Origin of the sequence: Streptomyces sp. NPDC020731 (assembly GCF_044334705.1) — a bacterium.
GTDB lineage: Bacteria > Actinomycetota > Actinomycetes > Streptomycetales > Streptomycetaceae > Streptomyces.
Genome location: NZ_JBIRTN010000004.1, coordinates 376,345 through 398,397 on the forward strand (window position 1 = coordinate 376,345; position 22,053 = coordinate 398,397).

The following is a 22,053-nucleotide window of genomic DNA, read 5'->3' on the forward strand; positions in this document are numbered from 1 at the left end:
GGCCGGGGCTCGTGCCCCGGCCGGTGGTGTTCGGGTGGGTGGACGGTCGGGTGCGGTCAGACCGCGAGCGCCTGGGCCCGGCGCTTCACCTCCGTGCCGCGGTTCTCGCTGAGTGCCTGCGCGGGCGTGCCCGGCAGGGAGGGATCGGGGGTGAAGAGCCATTCCAGCATCTCTTCGTCCGTGAAGCCGTCGTCCCGCAGGAGCGTCAGGGTCCCGGTCAGGCCCTTGACGACCTTGTCCTCGTCGATGAAGGCGGCGGGGACGTGCAGCGCGCGGTTCTCACCTCGGCGTACGGCGATGATCTGGCCCTCCTTGACCAGCTGCCGGACACGCGTCACCTCGACACCGAACATCTCGGCGATGTCGGGCAGAGTGAGCCAGGCGGGGACGAGAGCATCGATCTTTGCGTCAATCTCGGTCACGGGACAAGCGTGCCATCTGCCACCGACAGCCGGAAGTCGGCCCCACCCGCCCGGGCGGACGCGCCGGGCCGGAGGGCTTCACGCCGTCGCCGACTTCAGGGGCCGCGCCGGGTCCGCCAGCAGCTCCGCGTCCATCACCGTGCCCGCCTCGATCAGCCTGCGTCCCTGCGCCAGGTCCCGGGGCCGCCCCACCGCGAGCAGCGCGACCGGGCGGGACTCCCGCAGCCAGCAGACGCTCCACGCCGCCTCGGCGGGGTTCCCGCGCCACACCATCCGGTCGGCGTCCGCGTGATGCCCCGCGTACTGCACGAAGCGCCCGAACTGCTCGGACCAGAAGTACGGCACCGGGTCGTAGACCGCCGGCTCCCGGCCGGCGGGCGCGCCGAGAATGTTCAGGGCGACCGTGCGCGGCCCCTGGAGGGCGTTGTCCCAGTGGTGGACCAGCAGCCGCTCGCCGTAGCGTCCGGACGGGAAGGACGCGCAGTCGCCGACCGCGTACACGTCCGGCAGGGAGGTCGTCAGATGGCGGTCGGCGACGACCTCGCCGTGCGCCCCGAGCCCGATCCCCGAGCCCGCCAGCCAGGCGGTGGCGGGCCGGGCCCCGATGCCGACGACCACGGCGTCCGCGGGCAGCCGCGTGCCGTCGTCCAGGAACACGACGCCGGGTTCGACGTGCTCCACGCGCGCGCGTGTGCGCAGCGTGACACCGGCCTCGGCGTACCAGGCGGCCATCGGGGCGGCCACCTCGGCGGGCAGCGCCTCGACGAGCGGCCGCTCCTGGGCCTCCACGACGGTGACCGCGCAGCCCGCCCCGCGGGCCGCCGTGGCGAACTCCGCGCCGATCCAGCCTGCGCCGACCACCACGATGTCGTGCTGTCGCGCGAGCACCGGCCGCAGCCGCGCGGCGTCGTCCAGGGTGCGCAGCAGATGGACGCCGGGGACGCCCTCCGTGCCCGGCAGCCGGACCGGTTCCGCACCGGTGGCGACCACCAGGACGTCGTACGGGACGGGTCCGGTCTCCGTGTCCAGTTCGTGGTCGGCGGGGCGCAGGCCGAGCACCTCGCAGCCGAGCCGCAGTTCGATGCCGGCGTCCTCGAAGTCGACGTCGAAGGCGGAGTCCTCGGCCTTGCCGAGCAGCACCGCCTTCGACAACGGCGGCCTGTCGTACGGCTGGTGGGGTTCCGCGCCGATCAGGGTCACGGTGCCGGTGAAGCCCTGCTCCCGCAGGGCGAGGGCGGTCTGCACACCGGCCATGCCCGCGCCCGCCACCACCACCCGCCGCGGCTCGGACCGTCCCGGTTGCTGCGTCTGCTCGCTCACCCGATCACCTTAGACACCTGACGCGACGTCATCGGCCGAGCTGCTCCACCACGCTCGTCCCGCTGCCCGGCTGCGACTCCCACGCCCAGCTCTCCTCCAGCCGTACCCGTCCGTCGGGCAGCTCCACGACCGTCGACACACAGTGCCCCGAGGAGGTGGTGCCGTCCCGTTTCAGCTGCACGTACCGGAAGTCCAGCCGGTCCCCCGCGCGGGTGCCCACCAAGTGCCCGCGCACGACGTCGCCGCCCGCGTACTCGGCCCAGATCTCGCCGTCCCGCTCGTGGTAGACGAACCGGGTGCGGGTGCCGACCTGGCCGGGGGCCTGGTCGGCCACGGGGGCGAGGACGAGTCCGTCGAGCGATGGTGCCACGCGGAGGCTCCCTTACAGGCGCGGTGCGGTGCGGGCTAGGGTGGCCAACGTACAAGCACTCGCGGGAGCCCGGACGCACCGGGCTGAGAGGGAGGCTGGCGGCCTCCGACCGTACGAACCTGATCCGGGTCATGCCGGCGAAGGGAGGGGCTGGACGCCCATGTCGCCCACGCGTACCTCAGACGTCCTCGTCGTCGGGGGCGGAATCATCGGTCTGGTCACGGCCTGGCGGGCCGCGCAGCGCGGTCTCGTCACAGCCGTGGTGGACCCCGAACCGGGCGGTGGCGCCGCCCGGGTGGCCGCCGGGATGCTGGCCGCCGTCACGGAACTGCACTACGGCGAGGAGACCCTGCTCGGTCTGAACCTCGCCTCCGCGCGGCGCTATCCCGTCTTCGCGGCCGAGCTGACCGAGCTGACCGGCCAGGACCTCGGCTACCGCGCGTGCGGCACGCTCGCCGTGGCGCTGGACGCCGACGACCGCGCCCACCTGCGGGACCTGCACGCCCTGCAGCAGCGGTCGGGGCTGGACTCGCAGTGGCTCTCCGGGCGGGACTGCCGGCGCCTGGAGCCGATGCTCGCGCCGGGGGTGCGCGGCGGGCTGCGGGTGGACGGCGACCACCAGATCGACCCCCGGCGGCTGGCGACCGCGCTGGTCACCGCCTGTGAGCGCGCGGGCGTGACCGTCCACCGCGCGTGGGCCGAGCGGCTCGTGGTCGCGGGAGATCGCGCGACGGGCGTCGTCACGGCCGACGGCACCGAACTGGGCGCCGGGCAGGTGGTGCTCGCCGCGGGCAGCCTCAGCGGGCGGCTCGCGGGCGTCCGGGAGGACGTGCTGCCGCCCGTCCGTCCCGTGAAGGGGCAGGTGGTACGGCTGACGATGCCCGCGCGGCACGGTCCCTTCCTGAGCCGGACGGTGCGGGCCGTGGTGCGCGGCAGCCATGTCTATCTGGTGCCGCGCGAGAACGGCGAGCTGGTGATCGGGGCGACCAGCGAGGAGACGGGCTGGGACACGACGGTGACCGCGGGCGGTGTGTACGAGCTGCTGCGCGACGCCCACGAGCTGGTCCCCGGCATCACCGAGCTGCCGCTGGCCGAGACCCGGGCCGGCCTGCGCCCCGGCTCCCCCGACAACGCGCCGCTGCTCGGCCCGACCGGCCTCGAGGGGCTGCTCCTCGCCACCGGCCACTACCGCAACGGTGTCCTGCTGACACCGGTCACCGGCGATGCCATGGCGGAGGTCCTGACCACCGGCGCGCTGCCGGAGGTGGCCCGTCCGTTCACCCCCCGGCGCTTCGGCGCCGCCGTCCGCACGGAGCAGCCCGCATGAACATCTCGGTCAACGGGGAACACCGGCGGTTCGCGCCCGGCACGGCCCTCGACCTCGTCGTGAAGTCGCTCACCAAGGCGCCCTCAGGGGTGGCCGCCGCCCTCAACGAAACCGTCGTCCCGCGCGCGCAGTGGCCCGCCACGCCCCTCTCCGAGGGTGACCGTGTGGAAGTCCTGACCGCCGTCCAGGGAGGCTGACCATGGCCGACGATCCGTTCCTCCTCGGCGGTACGTCCTTCACGTCCCGCCTGATCATGGGCACCGGCGGGGCGCCGAGCCTCGACGTGCTGGAGCGGGCGCTGGTGGCGTCCGGGACGGAGCTGACGACCGTCGCGATGCGGCGGGTGGACCCCTCGGTGCACGGGTCCGTGCTGTCGGTACTGGAGAAGCTGGGCGTCCGGGTGCTGCCGAACACGGCGGGGTGCTTCACCGCCGGGGAGGCCGTGCTCACCGCGCGGCTCGCGCGGGAGGCGCTCGGCACGGATCTGATCAAGCTGGAGGTCATCGCCGACGAGCGGACGCTGCTGCCGGACCCGATCGAGCTGCTGGACGCGGCGGAGACGCTGGTCGACGACGGGTTCACGGTGCTGCCGTACACGAACGACGATCCGGTGCTGGCGCGGAGGCTGGAGGAGGCCGGGTGTGCGGCGATCATGCCGTTGGGGTCGCCGATCGGGTCGGGACTGGGGATCCGGAATCCGCACAACTTCGAGTTGATCGTGGAGCGGGCCGGTGTGCCGGTGATTCTGGACGCGGGGGCGGGGACCGCGTCGGATGTGGCGCTGGCCATGGAGCTGGGGTGCGCGGGGGTGATGCTGGCGTCTGCGGTGACTCGGGCGCAGGAGCCGGTGCTCATGGCTTCCGCGATGCGGTGTGCGGTGGAGGCGGGGCGGTCGGCGCGGTTGGCCGGGCGGATTCCTCGGCGGTGGTTCGCTTCGGCGTCGTCTCCCGCGGAGGGCATGGCCGTGCTGGATCCTGAGCGGCCTGCTTTCTAGGCGACCGGTGCTCGGGCCGGACGGGGGTGGGGTTCGCCTGCCGGCGCTTACAGGGTGCCGCCGCGCCCACCCGTGCCGCCCTGGGGGTACCTCCCAGACCCTTGAGGCACTGGGGGAGGCACGACTGCCCGCAGTTGCGCGGCACCGGTGCTCGTAGTCGTGCGGTGGGGTGTTCGCGGTCACAGCGGCGCGATACACGTCACAGGTCCGCTTCAACGGGGGACGAACGGGGCGGGGGTGTCGGTGGGGGCTCGTAGACTCGGGGGGTGGACACGACCCTTCAGGACCCTCTGGTCGGGCAGGTGCTCGACGGCCGGTATCGCGTCGAGGCGCGGATCGCGGTCGGCGGGATGGCCACGGTCTACCGGGCCGTGGACACCCGCCTGGACCGCATCCTCGCGCTCAAGGTGATGCACCCCTCCCTCGCGGCCGACGGCTCGTTCGTCGAGCGGTTCATCCGCGAGGCGAAGTCGGTCGCCCGGCTGGCCCACCCGAACGTGGTGCAGGTCTTCGACCAGGGCACCGACGGGGCGTACGTCTACCTGGCGATGGAGTACATCGCCGGCTGCACCCTGCGCGACGTGCTGCGCGAGCGCGGGGCGCTCCAGCCGCGCGCCGCGCTGGACATCCTGGAGCCGGTGCTGGCCGCGCTCGGCGCCGCGCACCGGGCCGGGTTCGTGCACCGCGACATGAAGCCCGAGAACGTGTTGATAGGGGACGACGGCCGGGTCAAGGTCGCCGACTTCGGGCTGGTCCGCGCGGTGGACTCGGTGACGAACACCACGGGCACCGTGCTGGGCACGGTCTCGTACCTGGCCCCGGAGCAGATCGAGAACGGCATCGCCGATCCCCGCGTGGACGTCTACGCCTGCGGCATCCTGCTCTACGAGATGCTGACCGGCGAGAAGCCGCACGACGGCGACTCCCCCGCGATCGTGCTCTACAAGCATCTGCACGACGACGTGCCGGCCCCGTCGGCCGCCGTGCCCGGCATGGCGTACGAGCTGGACGAGCTCGTCGCGTCGGCGACCGCCCGCAATCCCGAGGTCCGTCCGCACGACGCGGTGGCGCTGCTCGCGCGGGCCCGCGCGGGGCGCGGCCGGCTCACCGCCGAGCAGCTCGACGCGGTCCCGCCGCAGGCGCTGACGGCGGAGCACGACAACGCCGAGGACCGTACGAGCGTCATCCCGCGCTCGCTGAGCGTCCCCCGCCCGCTGCCCGTCAACGAGGACGAGGCCGCGGACCCCCTGCACCACACCAGCCAGTTCCGGTCCCCGCCGCCGCTGCCGCCCCGGCGCCGGACGGCGCTGCAGCGCGGGCCGATGGCGATCGTCGTGGCCGTGCTGCTGGTCCTCGGGGCCGGTACGGGAATCTGGTACATCAACTCCGGCCAGTTCACCAAGGTCCCGCCGCTGCTGGGGAAGACCGAGCAGGAGGCCAGGGGCCGGCTGGCGGACGCCGGGCTGGACGCCGGCCAGGTGAAGGAGGCGTTCAGCGACACCGTGGAGCGGGGCACGGTGATCAGCACCGACCCGAAGGCGGGCGCACGCATCCGCGGCAACGACTCGGTGTCGCTGACCCTCTCCAAGGGCCCGCAGACCGTGCGGGTGCCCGACCTCGACGGCTATCCGCTGGACAAGGCGCGGGACCTGCTGAAGGACGACGGTCTGGAGCCGGGCATGGTGACCCGGGAGTTCAGTGGGACCGTGGCCCGGGGCTCGGTGATCTCCACGGAGCCGGGCAAGGGCACCGAGGTCCGCGCGGGCTCCGCGGTGGCGCTGACCGTGAGCAAGGGCAGCCCGGTGGACGTGCCGGACGTGACCGGCGACGACGCGCAGGACGCTCGCGCGGAGCTGGAGGAGGCCGGTCTCAAGGTGAGGATCGCCGCCGGGCGGGTCAACTCCGAGCACGACGCCGGCCAGGTGGCCCGGCAGACCCCGGGCGCGGGGCGGCAGGCCGCCGAGGGCGACACCGTGACGCTGACGCTGTCCAAGGGCCCGGAGATGATCCAGGTGCCGGACGTGATCGGCGACAGCGTGGACGAGGCCAAGGAGAAGCTGGAGGACGCCGGGTTCGGCGTGGACGAGGACCGCGGACTGCTCGGACTGTTCGGCGACACCGTCAAGGGCCAGTCCGTGGACGGCGGGGACACCGCGCCCAAGGGCTCGACGATAACCATCGAGATCCGCTGACGTACGGGGCCGGCGCCCATGACACCCTTGACGGGTGAAGAGTCACCTGTCCGGTCCCGCCCGCAACCCGGTCGGCAGCCATGTCCCCGTGGCCGGCGGCCTGCACTCCGTCGGCCTGTCCTACGCCCGTGAGCTGAACGCCGAGACGGTGCAGGTCTTCGTCGCCAATCCGCGCGGCTGGGCCACCCCGGCCGGCAGTCCGAAACAGGACGAGGCGTTCCGCGCGGCCTGTGCGGCCGGGTCGATCCCGGCGTACGTGCACGCCCCGTACCTGATCAACTTCGGGTCCCACACCGAGGCGACCGTCGAGCGGTCCGTGGAGTCGCTGCGGCACTCGCTGCGGCGCGGCCGGGAGATCGGCGCGCTGGGCGTGGTGGTGCACACGGGCAGCGCGACCGGCGGGCGGGAGCGGGCGGTGGCGCTGCGGCAGGTACGGGAGCACATGCTGCCGCTGCTCGACGAGCTCACCCAGGACGACGACCCGTTCCTGCTGCTGGAGTCGACGGCGGGCCAGGGCTCCTCGCTGTGCTCGCGGACCTGGGACTTCGGGCCGTACTTCGAGGCGCTGGACGCCCATCCGAAGCTGGGCGTCTGTCTGGACACCTGCCACATCTTCGCGGCCGGCCACGACCTGACCGGGCCGAGCGGGATGCACCAGACGCTGGACCTGCTGGTGGACACCGTCGGCGAGGGCCGGCTGAAGCTGATCCACGCCAATGACTCCCTGGATGTGGTCGGCGCGCACAAGGACCGGCACGCGAACATTGGCGCCGGACACATCGGTGAGGACCCGTTCCGGGCGCTGATGACGCACCCGGCGACCGAGGGCGTACCGCTGGTCATCGAGACGCCCGGCGGCAGGGAGGGACACGCCGCGGACGTGGAGCGGCTGAAGAAGCTCCGGGACGCCTGAAGAGCTCCTCGGGTCAGAGCTCGGGGCCCTCTCCGGGCTCCTCCTGGTAGGAGTAGCGCTGCTCCGTCCAGGGGTCGCCGACGTTGTGGTAGCCGCGTTCCTCCCAGAAGCCCCGGCGGTCGGCGGTCATGTACTCCACACCGCGCACCCATTTGGGGCCCTTCCAGGCATACAGATGGGGGACGATCAGCCGCAGCGGAAAGCCGTGCTCGGCGGTGAGCAGTTCACCGTCCTTGTGGGTGGCGAAGAGGGCGCGCTCGGAGGTGAAGTCGGACAGCCGGAGGTTGGAGCTGAATCCGTACTCCGCCCAGACCATCACATGGGTGACGTCCGGCGCGGGCGGGGCGATGTCCACGATGGTGCGCGCCGGGATCCCGCCCCACTCCGCGCCGACCATGCTGAACTTGGTGACGCAGTGCAGATCGGCCTCGACGGTGGTGTACGGCAGTGCCGTGAACTCCTCGTGGTCCCAGCAGTGCTTCGCACCGTCGGCGGTGGCGCCGAAGACCCGGAACTCCCAGCGTTCGGGCCGGAACTTGGGGACCGGCCCGTAGTGCGTGACCGGCCAGCCCTTCTGCAGTCGCTGCCCCGGCGGGAGCTCGAACCGCACCGTTCCTCCTGATGCGCGCTCCCCCGATTCGCGTTCCGCCGGCTGACCCATGTCTCCATCCTGACAGACCGGTGGCGATGCCCCTGAACCGGGCCCGGCAGATTCGGTCGAACAGGTACAAAGCATACCAAGCATGCACTTACTTACTAAGTCAAGACTTACTGGACGATTTTCTCCGCCGGTGCAATCATGCGCCCCAACCTGCCAGTTCCCCCGCGCGGAAGGAGCCCATGCGATGCAGGGCGACCCCGAGGTCATCGAATTCCTGAACGAGCAGCTGACCGCCGAGCTCACGGCGATCAACCAGTACTTCCTGCACTCGAAGCTGCAGGACCACAAGGGCTGGACGAAACTCGCCGAGTACACGCGCGCCGAGTCCTTCGACGAGATGCGCCACGCCGAGGTGCTCACCGACCGCATCCTGCTGCTCGACGGCCTGCCGAACTACCAGCGGCTGTTCCACGTCCGGGTCGGGCAGACCGTGACCGAGATGTTCCAGGCCGACCGGGAGATCGAGCTCGAGGCGATCGACCGGCTGCGCCGCGGAGTGGAGGTCATGCGCAACAAGGGCGACATCACGTCGGCCAATGTCTTCGAGGCGATCCTGGCCGACGAGGAGCACCACATCGACTATCTGGACACCCAGCTGGAGCTGATCGAGAAACTGGGTGAGTCGCTGTACCTGTCGACGGTCGTCGAACAGTCCCAGCCCGACTCGTCGGGCCCGGGAACGAGCGGCTTCTCGACGCACTAGGGCGGGACCGGAAGACGGGACTAGGCGGCTTCCGAGACCTTCGCCGTGAGCGGCTGCCCGCCCTCGTCGATCAGCTGCCGGCGCGGGCACGAGCCGCGGCCGAGCAGCGCCTGGATGCGCCGCACACAGCCGCCGCAGTCGGTGCCGGCCTTGCAGGCGGAGGCGATCTGCCGGGGCGTGCACGCTCCGGCGTCCGCGTGACTCCTCACCTGTTCCTCGGTCACACCGAAGCAACTGCAGACGAACACGCGGTTCACCTCCCGAGAAGGTACTGGGCCGAGCCGTCCCGACCCCTGATCGGTGAGGCTAACCTAACCTTACCTGCCGCCCGGAACACACAGAAGAAGGGCGGGGCGCGATCCGATGTGATACGCGCCCCACCCCTTGGCCGGTGTCACCGGCTACTGGTCGCGGTACATCTCCGCGACGAGGAACGCCAGGTCCAGCGACTGGCTGCGGTTGAGCCGCGGGTCGCAGGCCGTCTCGTAGCGCTGGTGCAGGTCGTCGACGAAGATCTCGTCACCACCGCCCACGCACTCGGTGACGTCGTCGCCGGTGAGCTCCACGTGGATGCCGCCCGGGTGCGTACCGAGCCCCTTGTGGACCTCGAAGAAGCCCTTGACCTCGTCGAGCACGTCGTCGAAGCGGCGGGTCTTGTGGCCGGAGGCCGCCTCGTAGGTGTTGCCGTGCATCGGGTCGGTGATCCAGGCCACGGTGGCACCGGACGCGGTGACCTTCTCGACCAGCTCGGGGAGCTTGTCGCGGATCTTGTCGGCGCCCATCCGGACGATGAAGGTGAGCCGGCCGGGCTCACGTTCGGGGTCGAGGCGCTCGATGTACTGCAGCGCCTCCTCGGCCGTGGTGCTCGGGCCGAGCTTGATGCCGATCGGGTTGCGGATCCTCGAGGCGAACTCGATGTGCGCGTGGTCCAGCTGCCGGGTGCGCTCACCGATCCACACCATGTGCCCGGAGACGTCGTACAGCTGCCCGGTGCGGGAGTCGACGCGGGTGAGGGCGGACTCGTAGTCGAGCAGCAGCGCCTCGTGCGAGGAGAAGAACTCGACGGTCTTGAACTCCTCCGGGTCGGTGCCGCAGGCCCGCATGAAGTTCAGCGCGTTGTCGATCTCCCGGGCGAGCTGCTCGTAGCGCTGGCCGGACGGGGACGACTTCACGAAGTCCTGGTTCCAGGCGTGCACCTGGCGCAGGTCGGCGTAACCGCCGGTGGTGAAGGCGCGCACCAGGTTCAGCGTGGACGCCGAGGCGTGGTACATGCGCTTCAGCCGCTCGGGGTCCGGGATCCGGGCCTCTTCGGTGAAGTCGAAGCCGTTGACGGAGTCGCCCCGGTAGGTGGGCAGCGTCACGCCGTCGCGGGTCTCGGTCGGCTTGGAGCGCGGCTTGGAGTACTGGCCGGCGATCCGGCCGACCTTCACGACCGGCACCGAGGCGGCGTACGTCAGCACGGCGCCCATCTGGAGCAGCGTCTTGAGCTTGTTGCGGATGTGGTCGGCGGACACGGCGTCGAAGGCCTCGGCGCAGTCGCCGCCCTGGAGAAGGAACGCCTCTCCCTTGGCGACGGACGCCATCCGGGCGCGCAGCTGGTCGCACTCGCCCGCGAAGACGAGCGGCGGATACGACTCGAGGTCCGCGATCACATCGCGCAGAGCCTCGGCATCGGGGTACTCGGGCTGCTGCGCCGCGGGCAGGTCTCGCCAGGTGTTGCCAGCGCTCGCGCTGGACTTAGCGTTCACGGTCACGCCCTCAACATTACGGGGTGCTTTCGCGGCCACCGGGCCGTGACCAGAAAGTGAGACACGTAATACGTTCCGTGGACATGGGGTAGGATGCGTCGCATGTTCGCGCACTCGATCCAGAACTGGTGGTGGCCCGCTTCTCCGGCGGCCCACTGACTGCGCGTACGCACAGACTTCGCGAAGGCCGCCCGAGGGGCGGCCTTCGGTGTTTCCCGGGGTCGTTCCTCACGCTCATGACAGCGACGAGACGAGGGACACCCCCATGGACCTGGCACAGCTCCCGCACGACGAACGCCCCTTCGCCCTGCTGCGCCGCCGCACGCCGGGCCACGATCACGACGTGGTCGAGCTGCTGGTCGGCCCGGTCGGCACCCGTGACCTCCTGGCCGACCTGCCCGACGAGTGCCTGGCGGTCGTCCCCTTCCGGCAGATCCGCGAGCGGGGCTTCGACGTCCGTGACGACGGCACCCCGCTGCTGGTGCTGACGCCCGAGGAGCGGTACGAGATCCCGCTCGCCGAGGCCCTCGACCGGCTCCCCGCGCACGACGTCCGGGTGGAGGGCGGCGGTTTCGACGTCGGCGACGAGGAGTACGCGCGGATCGTCGGGCGGGTCCTCGACGAGGAGATCGGGCGGGGCGAGGGCGCCAACTTCGTGATCCGGCGGACGTACGGGGGTGAGATCCCCGGGTTCGGACGGGCCGACGCGCTGGCGCTGTTCCGGCGCCTCCTCGAGGGCGAGCGTGGCGCGTACTGGACGTTCGTCGTCCACACCGGTGAGCGCACGCTGGTCGGGGCGAGCCCCGAGGTGCACGTCAGAGCGTCCGGCGGGACGGTCGTGATGAACCCGATCAGCGGCACCTACCGCTATCCGGCCCAGGGGCCGACCCCCGGGCACCTGCTGGAGTTCCTCGACGACGGCAAGGAGATCGAGGAGCTCTCGATGGTCGTCGACGAGGAGCTCAAGATGATGTGCACCGTCGGCGACATGGGCGGAGTCGTGGTCGGCCCCCGGCTGAAGGAGATGGCGCACCTCGCGCACACCGAGTACGAGCTGCGCGGCCGGTCCTCGCTGGATGTGCGCGAGGTGCTGAAGGAGACCATGTTCGCGGCGACCGTCACCGGGTCGCCGGTGCAGAACGCCTGCCGGGTGATCGAACGGCACGAGGTGGGCGGGCGGCGTTATTACGCGGGCGCCCTTGCCCTCATCGGCCGCGACGAGGGAGGCGCCCAGACACTGGACTCCCCCATCCTGATCCGCACCGCCGACATCGACGCGGCCGGGCGGCTGCGGGTGCCGGTCGGGGCCACGCTGGTGCGCGGCTCCGACCCGGCGGGCGAGGTCGCGGAGACCCACGCCAAGGCGGCCGGGGTGCTGGCCGCGCTGGGCGTACGCCCCAGGCTGCCGCGCGAGGAGTCCGTACGGCCGAAGCTGGCCGACGACCCCCGGGTGCGGGCGGCGCTGGACGGGCGGCGGGCCTCCCTGGCGCCCTTCTGGCTGCGGATGCAGGAACGGTCGGACGCGCTGACCGGTCACGCCCTGGTCGTCGACGGGGAGGACACCTTCACCGCGATGCTCGCCCATGTGCTGCGCGCCGCCGGACTGGACGTGACCGTGCGGCGGTACGACGAGCCGGGACTGCGGGAGACGGTGCTCGGGCACGACGGGCCGCTGGTGCTGGGCCCCGGACCGGGTGACCCGTCCGACACGGCCGACCCGAAGATGCGTTTCCTGCGCGCGCTGACCGCCGACGTCATCCGGGAGAACCGGCACGGCGTCCTCGGGGTCTGCCTCGGCCACGAGCTGATCGCGACCGAGCTGGGCCTGGAGATCGTCCGCAAGGAGGTGCCGTACCAGGGGGCGCAGACGGAGATCGACCTGTTCGGGCGGCCGGAGACGGTCGGCTTCTACAACAGCTTCGTGGCGCACTGCGACGAGGACACCGCGCGGGAGCTGGCCGCGCACGGCGTCGAGGTGAGCCGCGCCGCGAACGGCGAGGTGCACGCGCTCAGGGGACCGGGCGTCGCCGGGGTGCAGTTCCACCCCGAGTCGGTGCTGACCCTGAACGGCGCGGCGATCGTCCGCGAGTTGGCGGGTCAGCTGCGGGGCACCAGCACGTTCTCGGAGCGGCGGCCGGCGAGGTAGTCGAGGACGTTGTTCACCGTGGTCTCGACGATCTGTCCGACGGCGTCCACGGTGTAGTAGGCCTGGTGGGACGTGACCAGCACGTTGGGGAACGTGACGAGGCGGGCCAGGGTGTCGTCGTCGACGGCCTCCAGGGACTTGTCGAGGAAGAACAGTCCCGCCTCCGCCTCGTACACGTCCAGGCCGACGCCCGTGAAGCGGCCCTCGCGCAGCTCGGCGACGAGGGCCGCGGTGTCGATGAGGCCGCCCCGGCTGGAGTTCACCAGGACGGCGTCGTCCCGCATCGCCTTCAGGGCGTCGGCGTCGATGAGGTGCTGGGTCGCGGGCAGCAGCGGGACGTGCAGACTGATCAGGTCGGACTCGGCGAGCAGTTGCTCCTTGGGGACGTAGGTCATGCCGAGCTCGCGACAGGCGGGGTTCTCGTGGACGTCCCAGCCGAGCAGTCGCATGCCGAAGCCGTGGGCGATCCGGGCGAACGCCTCGCCGATCTTCCCGGTGCCGATGACGCCCACGGTACGGCCGTGCATGTCGCGGCCCATCAGTCCGTCGAGCCGGAAGTCGAAGTCGCGGGTGCGGGTGGAGGCGCGGACCACCCGGCGGTTGACGGCCATGGCGAGCGTCCAGGCGAACTCGGCGACCGAGTACGGCGAGTAGTACGACACCCGGGCGACCGTCAGGCCGAGCCGTTCGGCGACCTCCAGGTCGATGTTGTTGAAGCCGGTGGAGCGCTGGGCGACCATCCGGGTGCCGCCGGCCGCGAGGTCCGACAGCACCTCGGCGCCGAGGTCGCAGTTGACGCTGGTGGAGATGATCTCGTGTCCTGCGGCGATGGGGGCGGTGTCCGCGTTGAGGAAGACGTCGAGGCCGCGCACCTCGTGATGGCCCGCGAAGGCCCGCTCGACCAGGGGCTTCTCGTCGGCCTGCACGCCGAACGCCAGGATCTCCACGGTTCCCTCCGGGGGTTGTGTCGCCGTACCGGCGAATATACGGGTGCCCCCGAGCCGTTCGGGGCAGGCACAGGACTGTCTACTCGTCGTCGAGGCCGCGCTCTATGGCGTAGCGGACGAGTTCGACGCGGTTGTGCAGCTGGAGCTTGCCGAGGGTGTTCTGCACGTGGTTCTGCACCGTGCGGTGGGAGATGACGAGGCGTTCGGCGATCTGCTTGTAGCTGAGACCCTTGGCGACCAGGCGCAGCACCTCGGTCTCGCGGTCGGTCAGCCGGGGCGCCCCCGGTTCGCCGTCGGCGGGGGCGGGCCCTGCCGGTTCGGAGGCGAGGCGGCGGTACTCGCCGAGGACCAGTCCGGCCAGGCCGGGGGTGAACACCGGGTCGCCGACGGCCGTACGGCGCACCGCGTCCCGCAGGTCCTCGGTGGAGGCGGACTTCAGCAGATAGCCGGTGGCACCGGACTTGACGGCCTCCAGGACGTCGGCGTGCTCGCCGCTCGCCGAGAGGACCAGCACGCGGACGGCGGGGTTCGCGGCGACGACCTCCTTGCAGACCTGGACTCCGGGCTTGCCGGGCAGGTTCAGGTCGAGGACGAGGACGTCGGGTGCGGCGGCCTTGGCGCGGCGCACCGCCTGGTCGCCGTCGCCGGCGGTGGCGACGACCTCGAAGCCGGACTCGGACAGGTCGCGGGCCACGGCGTCGCGCCACATGGGGTGATCGTCGACCACCATGACCCTGATCGGGCCCTCGCGGTCCCCGGTGCTGTCCGTCATCGCTGTTCCGCCTTCCCCCGCGGGTCGTCCGCTTCCTTCGCGTCCTTGGGCACCTTCAGTTCGACCTCCGTGCCCTGCCCCGGCACCGAGATCAGGTCCGCGCTGCCGCCGAGGTCGCGCAGCCGGCCCCGGATGGACAGGGCCACGCCGAGCCGGCCCTCGCCCTCGGCCTGGGCGAGCCGGCCCTCGGGGATGCCGGGGCCGTCGTCGCGGACGGTGACGATCACCTCGTCCGGTTCGTCCTCGACCAGGATCCAGGCGCGCGCCTCCTCCCCGGCGTGCCTGCGGACGTTGTCCAGGGCGGCCCCGACGGCGGCGGCCACCTCCCGCGCGGCGACCGGTGCCAGCCGCACCGGCGCTCCCGGCTCGGCGAGGCCGACCAGGGATCCGGCGTAGGGGGCGAGCAGGGTGCGCAGGTCGACCGGCTCGTCGTCCCCGGTGTCGTCCTCGTCCACGGCCCGTACGACGGCGCCCTCGGCGGCGTCCTCCGAGGCCCGGGAGACCGGTACGATCCCGCCGGAGACCAGGGTGCGCAGGGCGACCTCCTGCTCCCCGGCCATCCGGCCCAGTTCGGCGGCCTCGCCGCCGAGCACCGCGCCCCGGCGCTGCACCATGGCCAGCACCTGGAGCACGCCGTCGTGGATGTCCCGCGCGAGGCGCTCCCGTTCCCTGGTCGCCGCCTCGATCTCCAGGGCGCGGGCGAGGGTGCGCTCGGAGGCGCGGGCGACCTCGACGACGTAGCCGATGGCGATGGAGGCGACCCACACCAGGATCACGTTGTGCACGGTGTCGCGGGCAGGGCCGCCGCGTTCGATCAGGTTGGCGACGGCGACGAGGGTGGAGGCGAGGGCCGCCCAGCGCCAGCCGCCCTTGACGGCGAACGCCAGCACCGATCCGGCGGTCCAGATCGACGGCAGCGTCGGGCCGCCCGCCTCCACGCGTTCGGGCGCGTCGGTGATGGGCGTGAGCAGGATGCCGACGAGCGCGATGGTCAGGTCGGCGGTGAGGAAGCGCTTGGTGCAGGCGGCGGCACTCGCGGTCCTGGGCAGGGTGGCCAGGGTCCACACCGCGAGGACGGTGAAGTATCCGACGGCGAGCCAGAGGCGGGGGAACTCCTCGTAGGCGGTGGCGAACAGACCGATCGCGTACACGAGCGCAAGGACCCGGTAACCGGTGAGCGCGCGCCACAGCGGCTGCTCGACCGACATGCGTATGACTCGTTCGCGCCTGGCCATGTCCCCCACTTCCCCCTGAGCCCCGTCTAGGGGCCGGGCCGGCGCCCGTTCTGCTCCCGGTCCGCCTGTTCCCGGTCCGCCTGCTCCATCGCGGCCTTCAGCTTCTCGGCCTGTTCCTTCTCCGCGCGGGCGAGCACGGCCTTCGCCGCCCTCTCCGCCTCCTTCTCGGCCTTGGCCGCCTCCGAGAGCTGCCGCTTCATGGCGGTGGCGTACACGTCGACGTACTCCTGGCCGGACAGCTTCATGATCTCGTACATGACCTCGTCGGTCACCGCGCGGAGCACGAAGCGGTCGTGCTCCATGCCCTGGTAGCGGCTGAAGTCCAGCGGCCTGCCGATCCGGATACCGGGCCGCATCAGCTTCGGCATCACCTGTCCGGGCGGCTGGATCTTCTCCGTGTCGATCATGGCAACGGGGATCACGGGTGCCCCGGTGGCCAGCGCCACGCGCGCGAGACCGCCCGGCTTCCCCCGGTAGAGGCGGCCGTCGGGCGAGCGGGTGCCCTCCGGGTAGATGCCGAACAGCTCGCCGCGCTCCAGCACCTCTATGCCGCTCCTGATCGCCGCCTCGCCCGCGCCGCGCGCGCCGGAGCGGTCCACCGGGAGCTGGCCCACGCCCTTGAAGAAGGCGGCCGTCAGCCGGCCCTTCACGCCCGGAGTGGTGAAGTACTCGGCCTTGGCGATGAAGGTGACCTTGCGGTCCAGTACGGCCGGCAGGAAGAAGGAGTCGGAGAACGACAGGTGGTTGCTGGCCAGGACGGCCGGGCCCTCGGCGGGTATGTTCCCCAGGCCCTCCACCCAGGGCCTGAAGGCGAGCTTCAGCGGCCCTCCGATGGCGACCTTCATCGTGCCGTACAACAACCGAGTGCCTCCTGTGCTTGTTGGGCAGACCATATCCCGGAGCACCGTCGAAGGACCCGACGGCCCTGGTCGGTGTCAGTACGGTCGCGTACGGTGAAGGTCCTGCAACCCGTGTGCGGCGCCTGCCGCGATCACCGTGACCTTCCTACGGACAGGAGGCCGAAGGTGCCGCTCATGACCGGAGCCGAGCCGTTCCGCCACGAGGGCGGGGAGACCGCCGTCCTCCTCTGCCACGGCTTCACCGGTTCGCCGCAGTCGCTGCGCCCCTGGGCCGAGCATCTCGCCGGGCGCGGTCTGACCGTCTCGCTGCCGCTGCTGCCCGGGCACGGCACCCGCTGGCAGGACCTCGGGGTCACCGGCTGGCAGGACTGGTACGCGGAGGTCGACCGCGAGCTGCGGCTGCTGCTGGACCGCCGCGAGCGGGTGTTCGTCGCCGGTCTGTCGATGGGCGGCGCGCTGGCGCTGCGGCTGGCCGCGTCGCACGGCGAGTCGGTTCAGGGCATCGCACTTGTCAACCCGGCGAACAAGGTGCACGGGGTGGCCGCGCACGCCCTTCCGGTGCTGCGCCATCTCGTCCCCGCGACGAAGGGCATCGCGAGCGACATCGCGAAGCCGCTGAGCAGGGAGCTCGGCTACGACCGGGTCCCGCTGCACGCGGCGCACTCCCTGCGGAACTTCTTCCGGCTCGTCGACGGCGAGCTGCCCCAGGTCACCCAGCCGCTGCTGCTGATGCGCAGCCCGCAGGACCATGTGGTGCCGCCGGCGGACTCGGCGCGGATCCTCGGCCGGGTGTCGTCGACGGACGTCACGGAGATCCTGCTGGAACAGAGCTACCACGTGGCGACGTTGGACCATGACGCGGAGCGGATCTTCCAGGAGAGCACCGCGTTCATCGGCCGGCTCGCGCCCGGCGCCGTCAAGGAGCCCGGTCTCGGCAAGGAAGGGACGACCGCAGGTGGCTGAGCACGACTCGGACCGCGAGGACCGCGAGGACCGCGAGCCGGAGGAGAAGGGAATCGCCTTCGACGAGGCCGCCGCGTGGGAGGCGATCGTCTCCGGGTACGGCGAGGAGCCGCCGGACCCGCCGGGCGCCAAGCCGTTCAAGTCCGTCGAGGATCTGGCGCTGCTGGAGCCCGAGACCAATGACGACGAGGTGCAGGCCGAAGCGCCCCGGAAGACCGAGGACAAGCCGGCCAAGCCGCTGGGCGGCTCCGTCTCCTTCGCGCCCGGTGTCGGCGGCCCGCGCGACTACAGCGTGCAGGAACCGTCGGAGGACGACCTGGACGAGACCGACGAGGGCCACTTCGTACCGCCGGAGCCGCCGCCGCTGCCGGATGCCGACGTCACGTCGAAGTTCGCCTGGCTGGGAGTGCTCGGCGGCCCGCTCCTGCTTCTACTGGCGATACTGCTCGGCTGGGAGATGTCCTGGTGGCTGACCACCTTGTGCATCGGCGGCTTCCTGGGCGGTTTCGCCACGCTGGTGATCCGCATGCGCACGGACGACGAGGACGACGACGATCCTGGGCGGGGCGCGGTGGTCTGACCGCTGCTACGCGACAGGGAGCCTGAGGGCGGCCAGGACCGGAAGGTGGTCCGTGGCCGCCCTCAGGTCTGCCGCGCTCACCCCGGGCTGTTCGAGCGGAACCCCGCAGCCCAGCACCTCGACACCCTTGGTGGCGAAGAGGGCGTCGATCCGCCGGTGCGGTTCGTCACGGACCCAGGTGTGCTCACCGCCCCAGGGAGCGGCGGCCCAGCAGTCGGTCAGGGACTCGGCCAGCCGCCGGAAGGTGCGCCCGTCCGGCCGCTCGTTGAGATCGCCACCTGCGACGACATGCTCGACGCCCATCCCGGTGAGCCGGTCGAGCAGCATGCCGCCCTGCTCGTACCGCTCGCTCTTCTCCAGCGACAGATGACAGCTCAGCACCCCGAGCCGGGCCCCGCCGAACCGTACGACGGCGGTGGCGAACCCGCGCCGGTGCTGTCCGGGTGTGAGCGGCAGCAGCACGTCCTCGGTGCGCTCGACGGTCGCCCGCAGCGAGCACAGGATCGCGGGTCCGGCGGCGGTGGCACCCCCGGAGAGAATGACGAGGCCCGTTCCCGAGGCGAGCCGGGCCAGCTTCTTGCGCCAGCGGAAGAACCGCGGCGCCTCCTGAATCAGGACGAGGTCGGGAGCGCAGGCGGTGATCACCCGGGCGAGGGCGTCGGTGTCGTCGCGCATCGAACGGATGTTGTAGCTCAGCACCCGGATGACGGCCGAACCGTCGGACTCGGTCCGGGAGTCGGGCAGCAGCGGAATCGTCGCCATACGGATCAAGATACGCGGACCGGCACGACGTTACGCGGGTCAGCGCTCCACACGGCCGAGGAAGTGAAGACTCATCGGTTCCCATCTCCTCCCCGCGACGGACCGCCGTCCATCCCGTCGTCACCGTGGGCAACCCGGCTGCGCCCTCGTGGAATCCCGTGGTGGCGGTCACGGCCGCGCCCGCCGTCCCCGGAGGGGATCAGGCGGGCGCGGCCGTGCGTGTGGGCAGGGGTGTCACATGACCGGGTCGGGCTCCCGGGCCAGGTCCGCCGCGCCCACCAGGCCCGCCTTGTTGCCGAGTTGGGCGCCGAGGACGTCGGCGACCGGGCGCCAGTTGCCGCCGACCAGCCAGCGCTTGTAGGACTTGCGGATCGGGCCGAGGACCAGTTCGCCCTCGTCGGAGAGGCCGCCGCCGACGATGAAGGCGGAGGGGTCGAAGAGGGAGGCCAGGTCGGCGAGGCCGGCGCCGACCCAGCGGGCCAGCTCTCGGTAGGAGTCGACGGCCACCAGGTCGCCCTGGCGGGCGGCCATGGAGACGTGCTTGCCCTCGATGCCCTCGGGGGTGCCGTCGCCGAGGGAGAGCAGGGTCTCGGCGTTCTCGGGGGTGGCGTTGGCGCGCTGCTTGGCGTAGCGGACGAGGGCGCGGCCGGAGGCGTACTGCTCCCAGCAGCCCTGCGAGCCGCAGCCGCACAGCAGGCCGTCCGGCACCATGCGGATGTGGCCGAACTCGGCGGCCACGCCGAAGTGGCCGCGGCGCAGCTTGTTGCCGATGATCACGCCGCCTCCGAGGCCGGTGCCGAGCGTGATGCAGATGACGTTGCGGTGGCCGGCGCCCGCGCCGAACTTGTACTCGCCCCAGGCCGCGGCGTTGGCGTCGTTCTCCACGACGACCGGGAGACCCGTACGGGCCTCGACCTTCTCCTTGAGCGGCTCGTTGCGCCAGTCGATGTTGGGCGCGAAGTACACCGTCGAGCGCTGGCGGTTGACGTATCCGGCCGCACCGATGCCCACGCCGACGATGTCGTGCCCCGCACGCGCTCCCTCCACCGCGGAGGCGATGGCGTCCACGATGCCCTCGGGCGTGCCCGGGGTCGGCACCTTGTGGGTCGAGAGGATGTTGCCTTCCTCGTCGACCACGCCGGCCGCGATCTTCGTGCCGCCGATGTCGACGCCGATGGTGAGTCCCATGAATCCCTCAGTTTCGGTCGAGCCCCGCTACCTCCAACGGTACCCGAGGCGCTGCCGTCGAGGGCTCGGCGTCCGCACGGTGAACGGTCCGGCGGGGATCATGGGCACCCCGCCGAGGCCCCTGCGTCAGTCCAGGTCGATGTGCTCGCCGGGGCCGGTGCCGGGGTCGTCGCCCCGGTCGCGGCGCTCGTCGAGGTCACGGGGGTCGGACTCGCGGGCCGTCCAGCGGCGCTCCTGGTCCTGTACGGCGGAGCGGTAGGCGGCGAGGAGTTCGTTGCCGGCGGCGGCGAGGTGGTCGAAGACGTCGGGGTTGCGTTCGATGACGGGTTCGACGGCGGCCTTCGCCTGCTGGACGACCTGCCGCACGACCTGCTGCGCGGCGGGCCCGGCGACCGCGCCGAACAGCGGGGACTGCAGACCGGAGAGCTTGTCGGCGACCGCGTCGACGAGCTTCTTCAGCTCCTCGGCGGCGGACCCGGGCGGCGGTCCGTACTGGGCGCGGCGGCGCGTCTTCTCCGCCTCCAGGTCCTCGGCGGCCGCGGTCGCCCAGGCGTCGGCGTGGGTCTCGGCCGCCCGTACGTCGTCCACCGGCTTGTCGACGATCTCGTCCCCGGCGTCGTCGGACGGGGGGAGCTGTTCGCTCATGACGGACTCCTGACTACGGGTGGCCCTATCGACGGTACCCGAACGGCCGTCCCCGCTTCAGCGGGTGCGCGGCCACAGCGCCGGATCCGGCTGGAAGCGGACGCGGAGCTCGCCTTCGCGCAGGGCGGCGCCGGCGACGGAGCAGCGGCGCAGCGCGGAGGGCAGCGGGACGACGCGGCGGAACGGGCCGGCGGTGACGACGAGCTCGTCGCCGCGCCGGATCAGGTCGAGTTCGTCTCGGCGGGCACCGGGGAGGGGGATGTGCCAGACGAGGACGCCGTCGTCGGCCAGGTGGTCGGTGACCGGCCACTGGGTGACGCCGCCCGGTTCCGTCCCGGCACCGGGTACGGCGAGTGCGGTGAGGTCGTCGGTGCCGCGCGGGTCGCGGCCCAGGTGGGCCACCGGGTGGACGTCGTACGACTCGCGCCACTCCTCCAGGGTCTTGCGCTGCTGGGCCACGGGGCCGGCCAGCCAGCCGCCCGCCTCGCTCTCCGGCAGGACGCGGATCGCGATCAGCGCGTCCGTGCGCAGTCCGCGCAGGGCGAGTCCGAGGGACGCGGTGCGTACGGCGTCGGCGCCGGCGGGTCCCGGCTCGGCGACCAGGCGTACGACGGTGTCGCGGTCGGCGAGCACGGCCTCCACGGCGGCCAGCTGGAGATCCAGGCGGGCTGCCGTCTCGTACAGCCACTCCGCGGGCATGGGGACGCCGGCGAGGCGGCCGAGCATGGGGCGCAGGGCGCGGGCGGCCTGCCGCTCGGACGGGAGCAGGCGGCGCAGGTAGCGGCGGAGTTCCTCGGGGAGGGCGAGGAGGGAGAGGGCGCGCGGAGTGGGCGGGAGGTCCACGACGACGAGGTCGTACGCGTCCTCCGACAGCGCGGCGTCGCGCAGGGCGCGCAGTACGGCGAGTTCCTCGGCGCCGGGGAGCGGGGCGGTCTCCTCGGGTTCGAGCCGGGCGGCACCGAGGAGGTCCAGCGCGGAGGCGGCCCGGTCCTGGAGGGCGGCCAGGTCGGCGCGGAAGTCCGCGTCGGGGTCGACGCGCCGTGTGGTGAGCCCCGGTACGGCCTCGGCGCCCAGCACGGGCCCCAGCGTGTCCGTCCGGTCGGTACCGAGCAGAAGCGTGCGAGTGCCCTCGCGGGCTGCGGCGAGCGCGGTGGCGGGGGGGGGGGGGGGGGGGGGGCGCCCCCCCCGGGGGGGGGGGGGGGGGGGGGGGGGGGGGGGGGGGGGGTGGGGGCGCGGGGGGGGGGGGGGGCGCGGCCGCCCCCCCCCCCCCCCCCCCCCCACGACTGCCCGCAGCTGGGTGAGGGG

Annotated in this window: 23 protein-coding genes, 1 pseudogene and 1 riboswitch; of the genes and pseudogenes, 10 read left to right on the forward strand and 14 right to left on the reverse strand. The window is 72.3% G+C overall.

Features of this window, described 5'->3' with window-relative positions:
- Window positions 1–56: 56 nt before the first annotated feature.
- The 3 genes from ACH4VX_RS08765 to ACH4VX_RS08775 form a co-directional block, all read right to left on the reverse strand.
- Window positions 57–422 carry an Rv2175c family DNA-binding protein gene (locus tag ACH4VX_RS08765; protein WP_398366640.1) on the reverse strand — a complete coding sequence of 122 codons (366 nt, stop codon included), beginning with the start codon at window positions 420–422 and terminating at the stop codon, window positions 57–59.
- A gap of 78 nt (window positions 423–500) precedes the next feature.
- Complete coding sequence (locus ACH4VX_RS08770; protein ID WP_398366641.1) at window positions 501–1,742, reverse strand: NAD(P)/FAD-dependent oxidoreductase; 1,242 nt, start codon at window positions 1,740–1,742, stop codon at window positions 501–503.
- Window positions 1,743–1,770: 28 nt separating this feature from the next.
- On the reverse strand, window positions 1,771–2,112 hold the full coding sequence (locus tag ACH4VX_RS08775) for a hypothetical protein (RefSeq protein ID WP_398366642.1): 342 nt from the start codon (window positions 2,110–2,112) through the stop codon (window positions 1,771–1,773).
- A gap of 51 nt (window positions 2,113–2,163) precedes the next feature.
- A riboswitch (TPP riboswitch) is annotated at window positions 2,164–2,275 on the forward strand.
- On the opposite strand from ACH4VX_RS08775, the gene thiO reads away from it, so the two are divergent.
- The 5 genes from thiO to ACH4VX_RS08800 all read left to right on the forward strand — a co-directional run bounded on the left by thiO (window position 2,273) and on the right by ACH4VX_RS08800 (window position 7,538).
- On the forward strand, window positions 2,273–3,439 hold the full coding sequence (gene thiO / locus ACH4VX_RS08780; protein WP_398366643.1) for a glycine oxidase ThiO: 1,167 nt from the start codon (window positions 2,273–2,275) through the stop codon (window positions 3,437–3,439). (Overlaps the previous riboswitch by 3 nt.)
- Window positions 3,436–3,636, forward strand: coding sequence for a sulfur carrier protein ThiS (gene thiS, locus ACH4VX_RS08785; protein ID WP_398366644.1), 201 nt, complete (start codon window positions 3,436–3,438; stop codon window positions 3,634–3,636). The genes thiO and thiS overlap by 4 nt, the downstream gene beginning before the upstream one ends.
- Before the next feature lie 2 nt (window positions 3,637–3,638).
- Window positions 3,639–4,433, forward strand: coding sequence for a thiazole synthase (locus ACH4VX_RS08790; protein WP_398366645.1), 795 nt, complete (start codon window positions 3,639–3,641; stop codon window positions 4,431–4,433).
- A gap of 266 nt (window positions 4,434–4,699) precedes the next feature.
- Window positions 4,700–6,625: a Stk1 family PASTA domain-containing Ser/Thr kinase gene (gene pknB, locus ACH4VX_RS08795; protein WP_398366646.1), complete on the forward strand. Its 1,926-nt coding sequence runs from the start codon at window positions 4,700–4,702 to the stop codon at window positions 6,623–6,625.
- A gap of 34 nt (window positions 6,626–6,659) precedes the next feature.
- The gene (locus tag ACH4VX_RS08800; protein WP_398366647.1) at window positions 6,660–7,538 is read left to right on the forward strand and encodes a deoxyribonuclease IV; all 879 of its coding nucleotides are present in this window, start codon (window positions 6,660–6,662) and stop codon (window positions 7,536–7,538) included.
- Window positions 7,539–7,551: 13 nt separating this feature from the next.
- Here the strand turns inward: ACH4VX_RS08800 and ACH4VX_RS08805 are convergent, their stop codons facing one another.
- Window positions 7,552–8,199 carry a sulfite oxidase-like oxidoreductase gene (locus tag ACH4VX_RS08805; protein ID WP_398366648.1) on the reverse strand — a complete coding sequence of 216 codons (648 nt, stop codon included), beginning with the start codon at window positions 8,197–8,199 and terminating at the stop codon, window positions 7,552–7,554.
- A 184-nt stretch (window positions 8,200–8,383) separates the two neighbouring features.
- Here ACH4VX_RS08805 and bfr point away from each other — a divergent pair, with 184 nt between their 5' ends.
- Window positions 8,384–8,902, forward strand: a complete 519-nt coding sequence (gene bfr / locus ACH4VX_RS08810; protein WP_398366649.1) for a bacterioferritin — start codon at window positions 8,384–8,386, stop codon at window positions 8,900–8,902.
- Between the two features lie 20 nt (window positions 8,903–8,922).
- Here the strand turns inward: bfr and ACH4VX_RS08815 are convergent, their stop codons facing one another.
- Together ACH4VX_RS08815 and ACH4VX_RS08820 are read right to left on the reverse strand one after the other, a co-directional pair.
- The gene (locus ACH4VX_RS08815) at window positions 8,923–9,159 is read right to left on the reverse strand and encodes a bacterioferritin-associated ferredoxin (protein ID WP_398366650.1); all 237 of its coding nucleotides are present in this window, start codon (window positions 9,157–9,159) and stop codon (window positions 8,923–8,925) included.
- 144 nt (window positions 9,160–9,303) lie between these two features.
- Window positions 9,304–10,656 carry a class II 3-deoxy-7-phosphoheptulonate synthase gene (locus tag ACH4VX_RS08820; RefSeq protein WP_398366651.1) on the reverse strand — a complete coding sequence of 451 codons (1,353 nt, stop codon included), beginning with the start codon at window positions 10,654–10,656 and terminating at the stop codon, window positions 9,304–9,306.
- A gap of 96 nt (window positions 10,657–10,752) precedes the next feature.
- On the opposite strand from ACH4VX_RS08820, the gene ACH4VX_RS08825 reads away from it, so the two are divergent.
- Complete coding sequence (locus ACH4VX_RS08825; RefSeq protein ID WP_106429155.1) at window positions 10,753–10,809, forward strand: trp operon leader peptide; 57 nt, start codon at window positions 10,753–10,755, stop codon at window positions 10,807–10,809.
- A 106-nt stretch (window positions 10,810–10,915) separates the two neighbouring features.
- On the forward strand, window positions 10,916–12,796 hold the full coding sequence (locus tag ACH4VX_RS08830) for an anthranilate synthase family protein (RefSeq protein WP_398366652.1): 1,881 nt from the start codon (window positions 10,916–10,918) through the stop codon (window positions 12,794–12,796).
- Here the strand turns inward: ACH4VX_RS08830 and ACH4VX_RS08835 are convergent.
- From ACH4VX_RS08835 to ACH4VX_RS08850, 4 genes are all read right to left on the reverse strand, one after another.
- Window positions 12,748–13,743 carry a 2-hydroxyacid dehydrogenase gene (locus ACH4VX_RS08835; protein ID WP_398366653.1) on the reverse strand — a complete coding sequence of 332 codons (996 nt, stop codon included), beginning with the start codon at window positions 13,741–13,743 and terminating at the stop codon, window positions 12,748–12,750. The genes ACH4VX_RS08830 and ACH4VX_RS08835 overlap by 49 nt on opposite strands.
- 79 nt (window positions 13,744–13,822) lie before the next feature.
- Entirely contained in the window at window positions 13,823–14,515 is a 693-nt protein-coding gene (locus ACH4VX_RS08840) for a response regulator (RefSeq protein WP_398366654.1), read from the reverse strand.
- A complete protein-coding gene (gene macS, locus ACH4VX_RS08845; protein WP_398366655.1) occupies window positions 14,512–15,750 on the reverse strand; it encodes a MacS family sensor histidine kinase in 1,239 nt (412 codons plus the stop codon). Before macS ends, ACH4VX_RS08840 begins: the two co-directional genes overlap by 4 nt.
- A 26-nt stretch (window positions 15,751–15,776) precedes the next feature.
- Window positions 15,777–16,595 carry a lysophospholipid acyltransferase family protein gene (locus ACH4VX_RS08850; RefSeq protein ID WP_398366674.1) on the reverse strand — a complete coding sequence of 273 codons (819 nt, stop codon included), beginning with the start codon at window positions 16,593–16,595 and terminating at the stop codon, window positions 15,777–15,779.
- A 180-nt stretch (window positions 16,596–16,775) separates the two neighbouring features.
- Between ACH4VX_RS08850 and ACH4VX_RS08855 the strand changes: the two genes are divergently transcribed.
- Together ACH4VX_RS08855 and ACH4VX_RS08860 are read left to right on the forward strand one after the other, a co-directional pair.
- The gene (locus ACH4VX_RS08855) at window positions 16,776–17,573 is read left to right on the forward strand and encodes an alpha/beta hydrolase (protein ID WP_398366656.1); all 798 of its coding nucleotides are present in this window, start codon (window positions 16,776–16,778) and stop codon (window positions 17,571–17,573) included.
- Entirely contained in the window at window positions 17,566–18,153 is a 588-nt protein-coding gene (locus ACH4VX_RS08860) for a hypothetical protein (RefSeq protein WP_398366657.1), read from the forward strand. Before ACH4VX_RS08855 ends, ACH4VX_RS08860 begins: the two co-directional genes overlap by 8 nt.
- Before the next feature lie 6 nt (window positions 18,154–18,159).
- Here ACH4VX_RS08860 and ACH4VX_RS08865 read toward each other — a convergent pair whose 3' ends face one another.
- From ACH4VX_RS08865 to ACH4VX_RS08880, 4 genes and pseudogenes are all read right to left on the reverse strand, one after another.
- Window positions 18,160–18,915: an endonuclease/exonuclease/phosphatase family protein gene (locus ACH4VX_RS08865; protein ID WP_398366658.1), complete on the reverse strand. Its 756-nt coding sequence runs from the start codon at window positions 18,913–18,915 to the stop codon at window positions 18,160–18,162.
- A 234-nt stretch (window positions 18,916–19,149) separates the two neighbouring features.
- The gene (locus ACH4VX_RS08870) at window positions 19,150–20,103 is read right to left on the reverse strand and encodes an ROK family glucokinase (RefSeq protein WP_398366659.1); all 954 of its coding nucleotides are present in this window, start codon (window positions 20,101–20,103) and stop codon (window positions 19,150–19,152) included.
- 126 nt (window positions 20,104–20,229) lie between these two features.
- A complete protein-coding gene (locus tag ACH4VX_RS08875) occupies window positions 20,230–20,748 on the reverse strand; it encodes a DUF5304 domain-containing protein (RefSeq protein WP_398366660.1) in 519 nt (172 codons plus the stop codon).
- Window positions 20,749–20,805: 57 nt separating this feature from the next.
- Window positions 20,806–21,906 (reverse strand): annotated as a pseudogene (locus ACH4VX_RS08880) (ArsA family ATPase); the annotation flags it as partial.
- Between the last annotated feature and the right edge of the window lie 147 nt (window positions 21,907–22,053).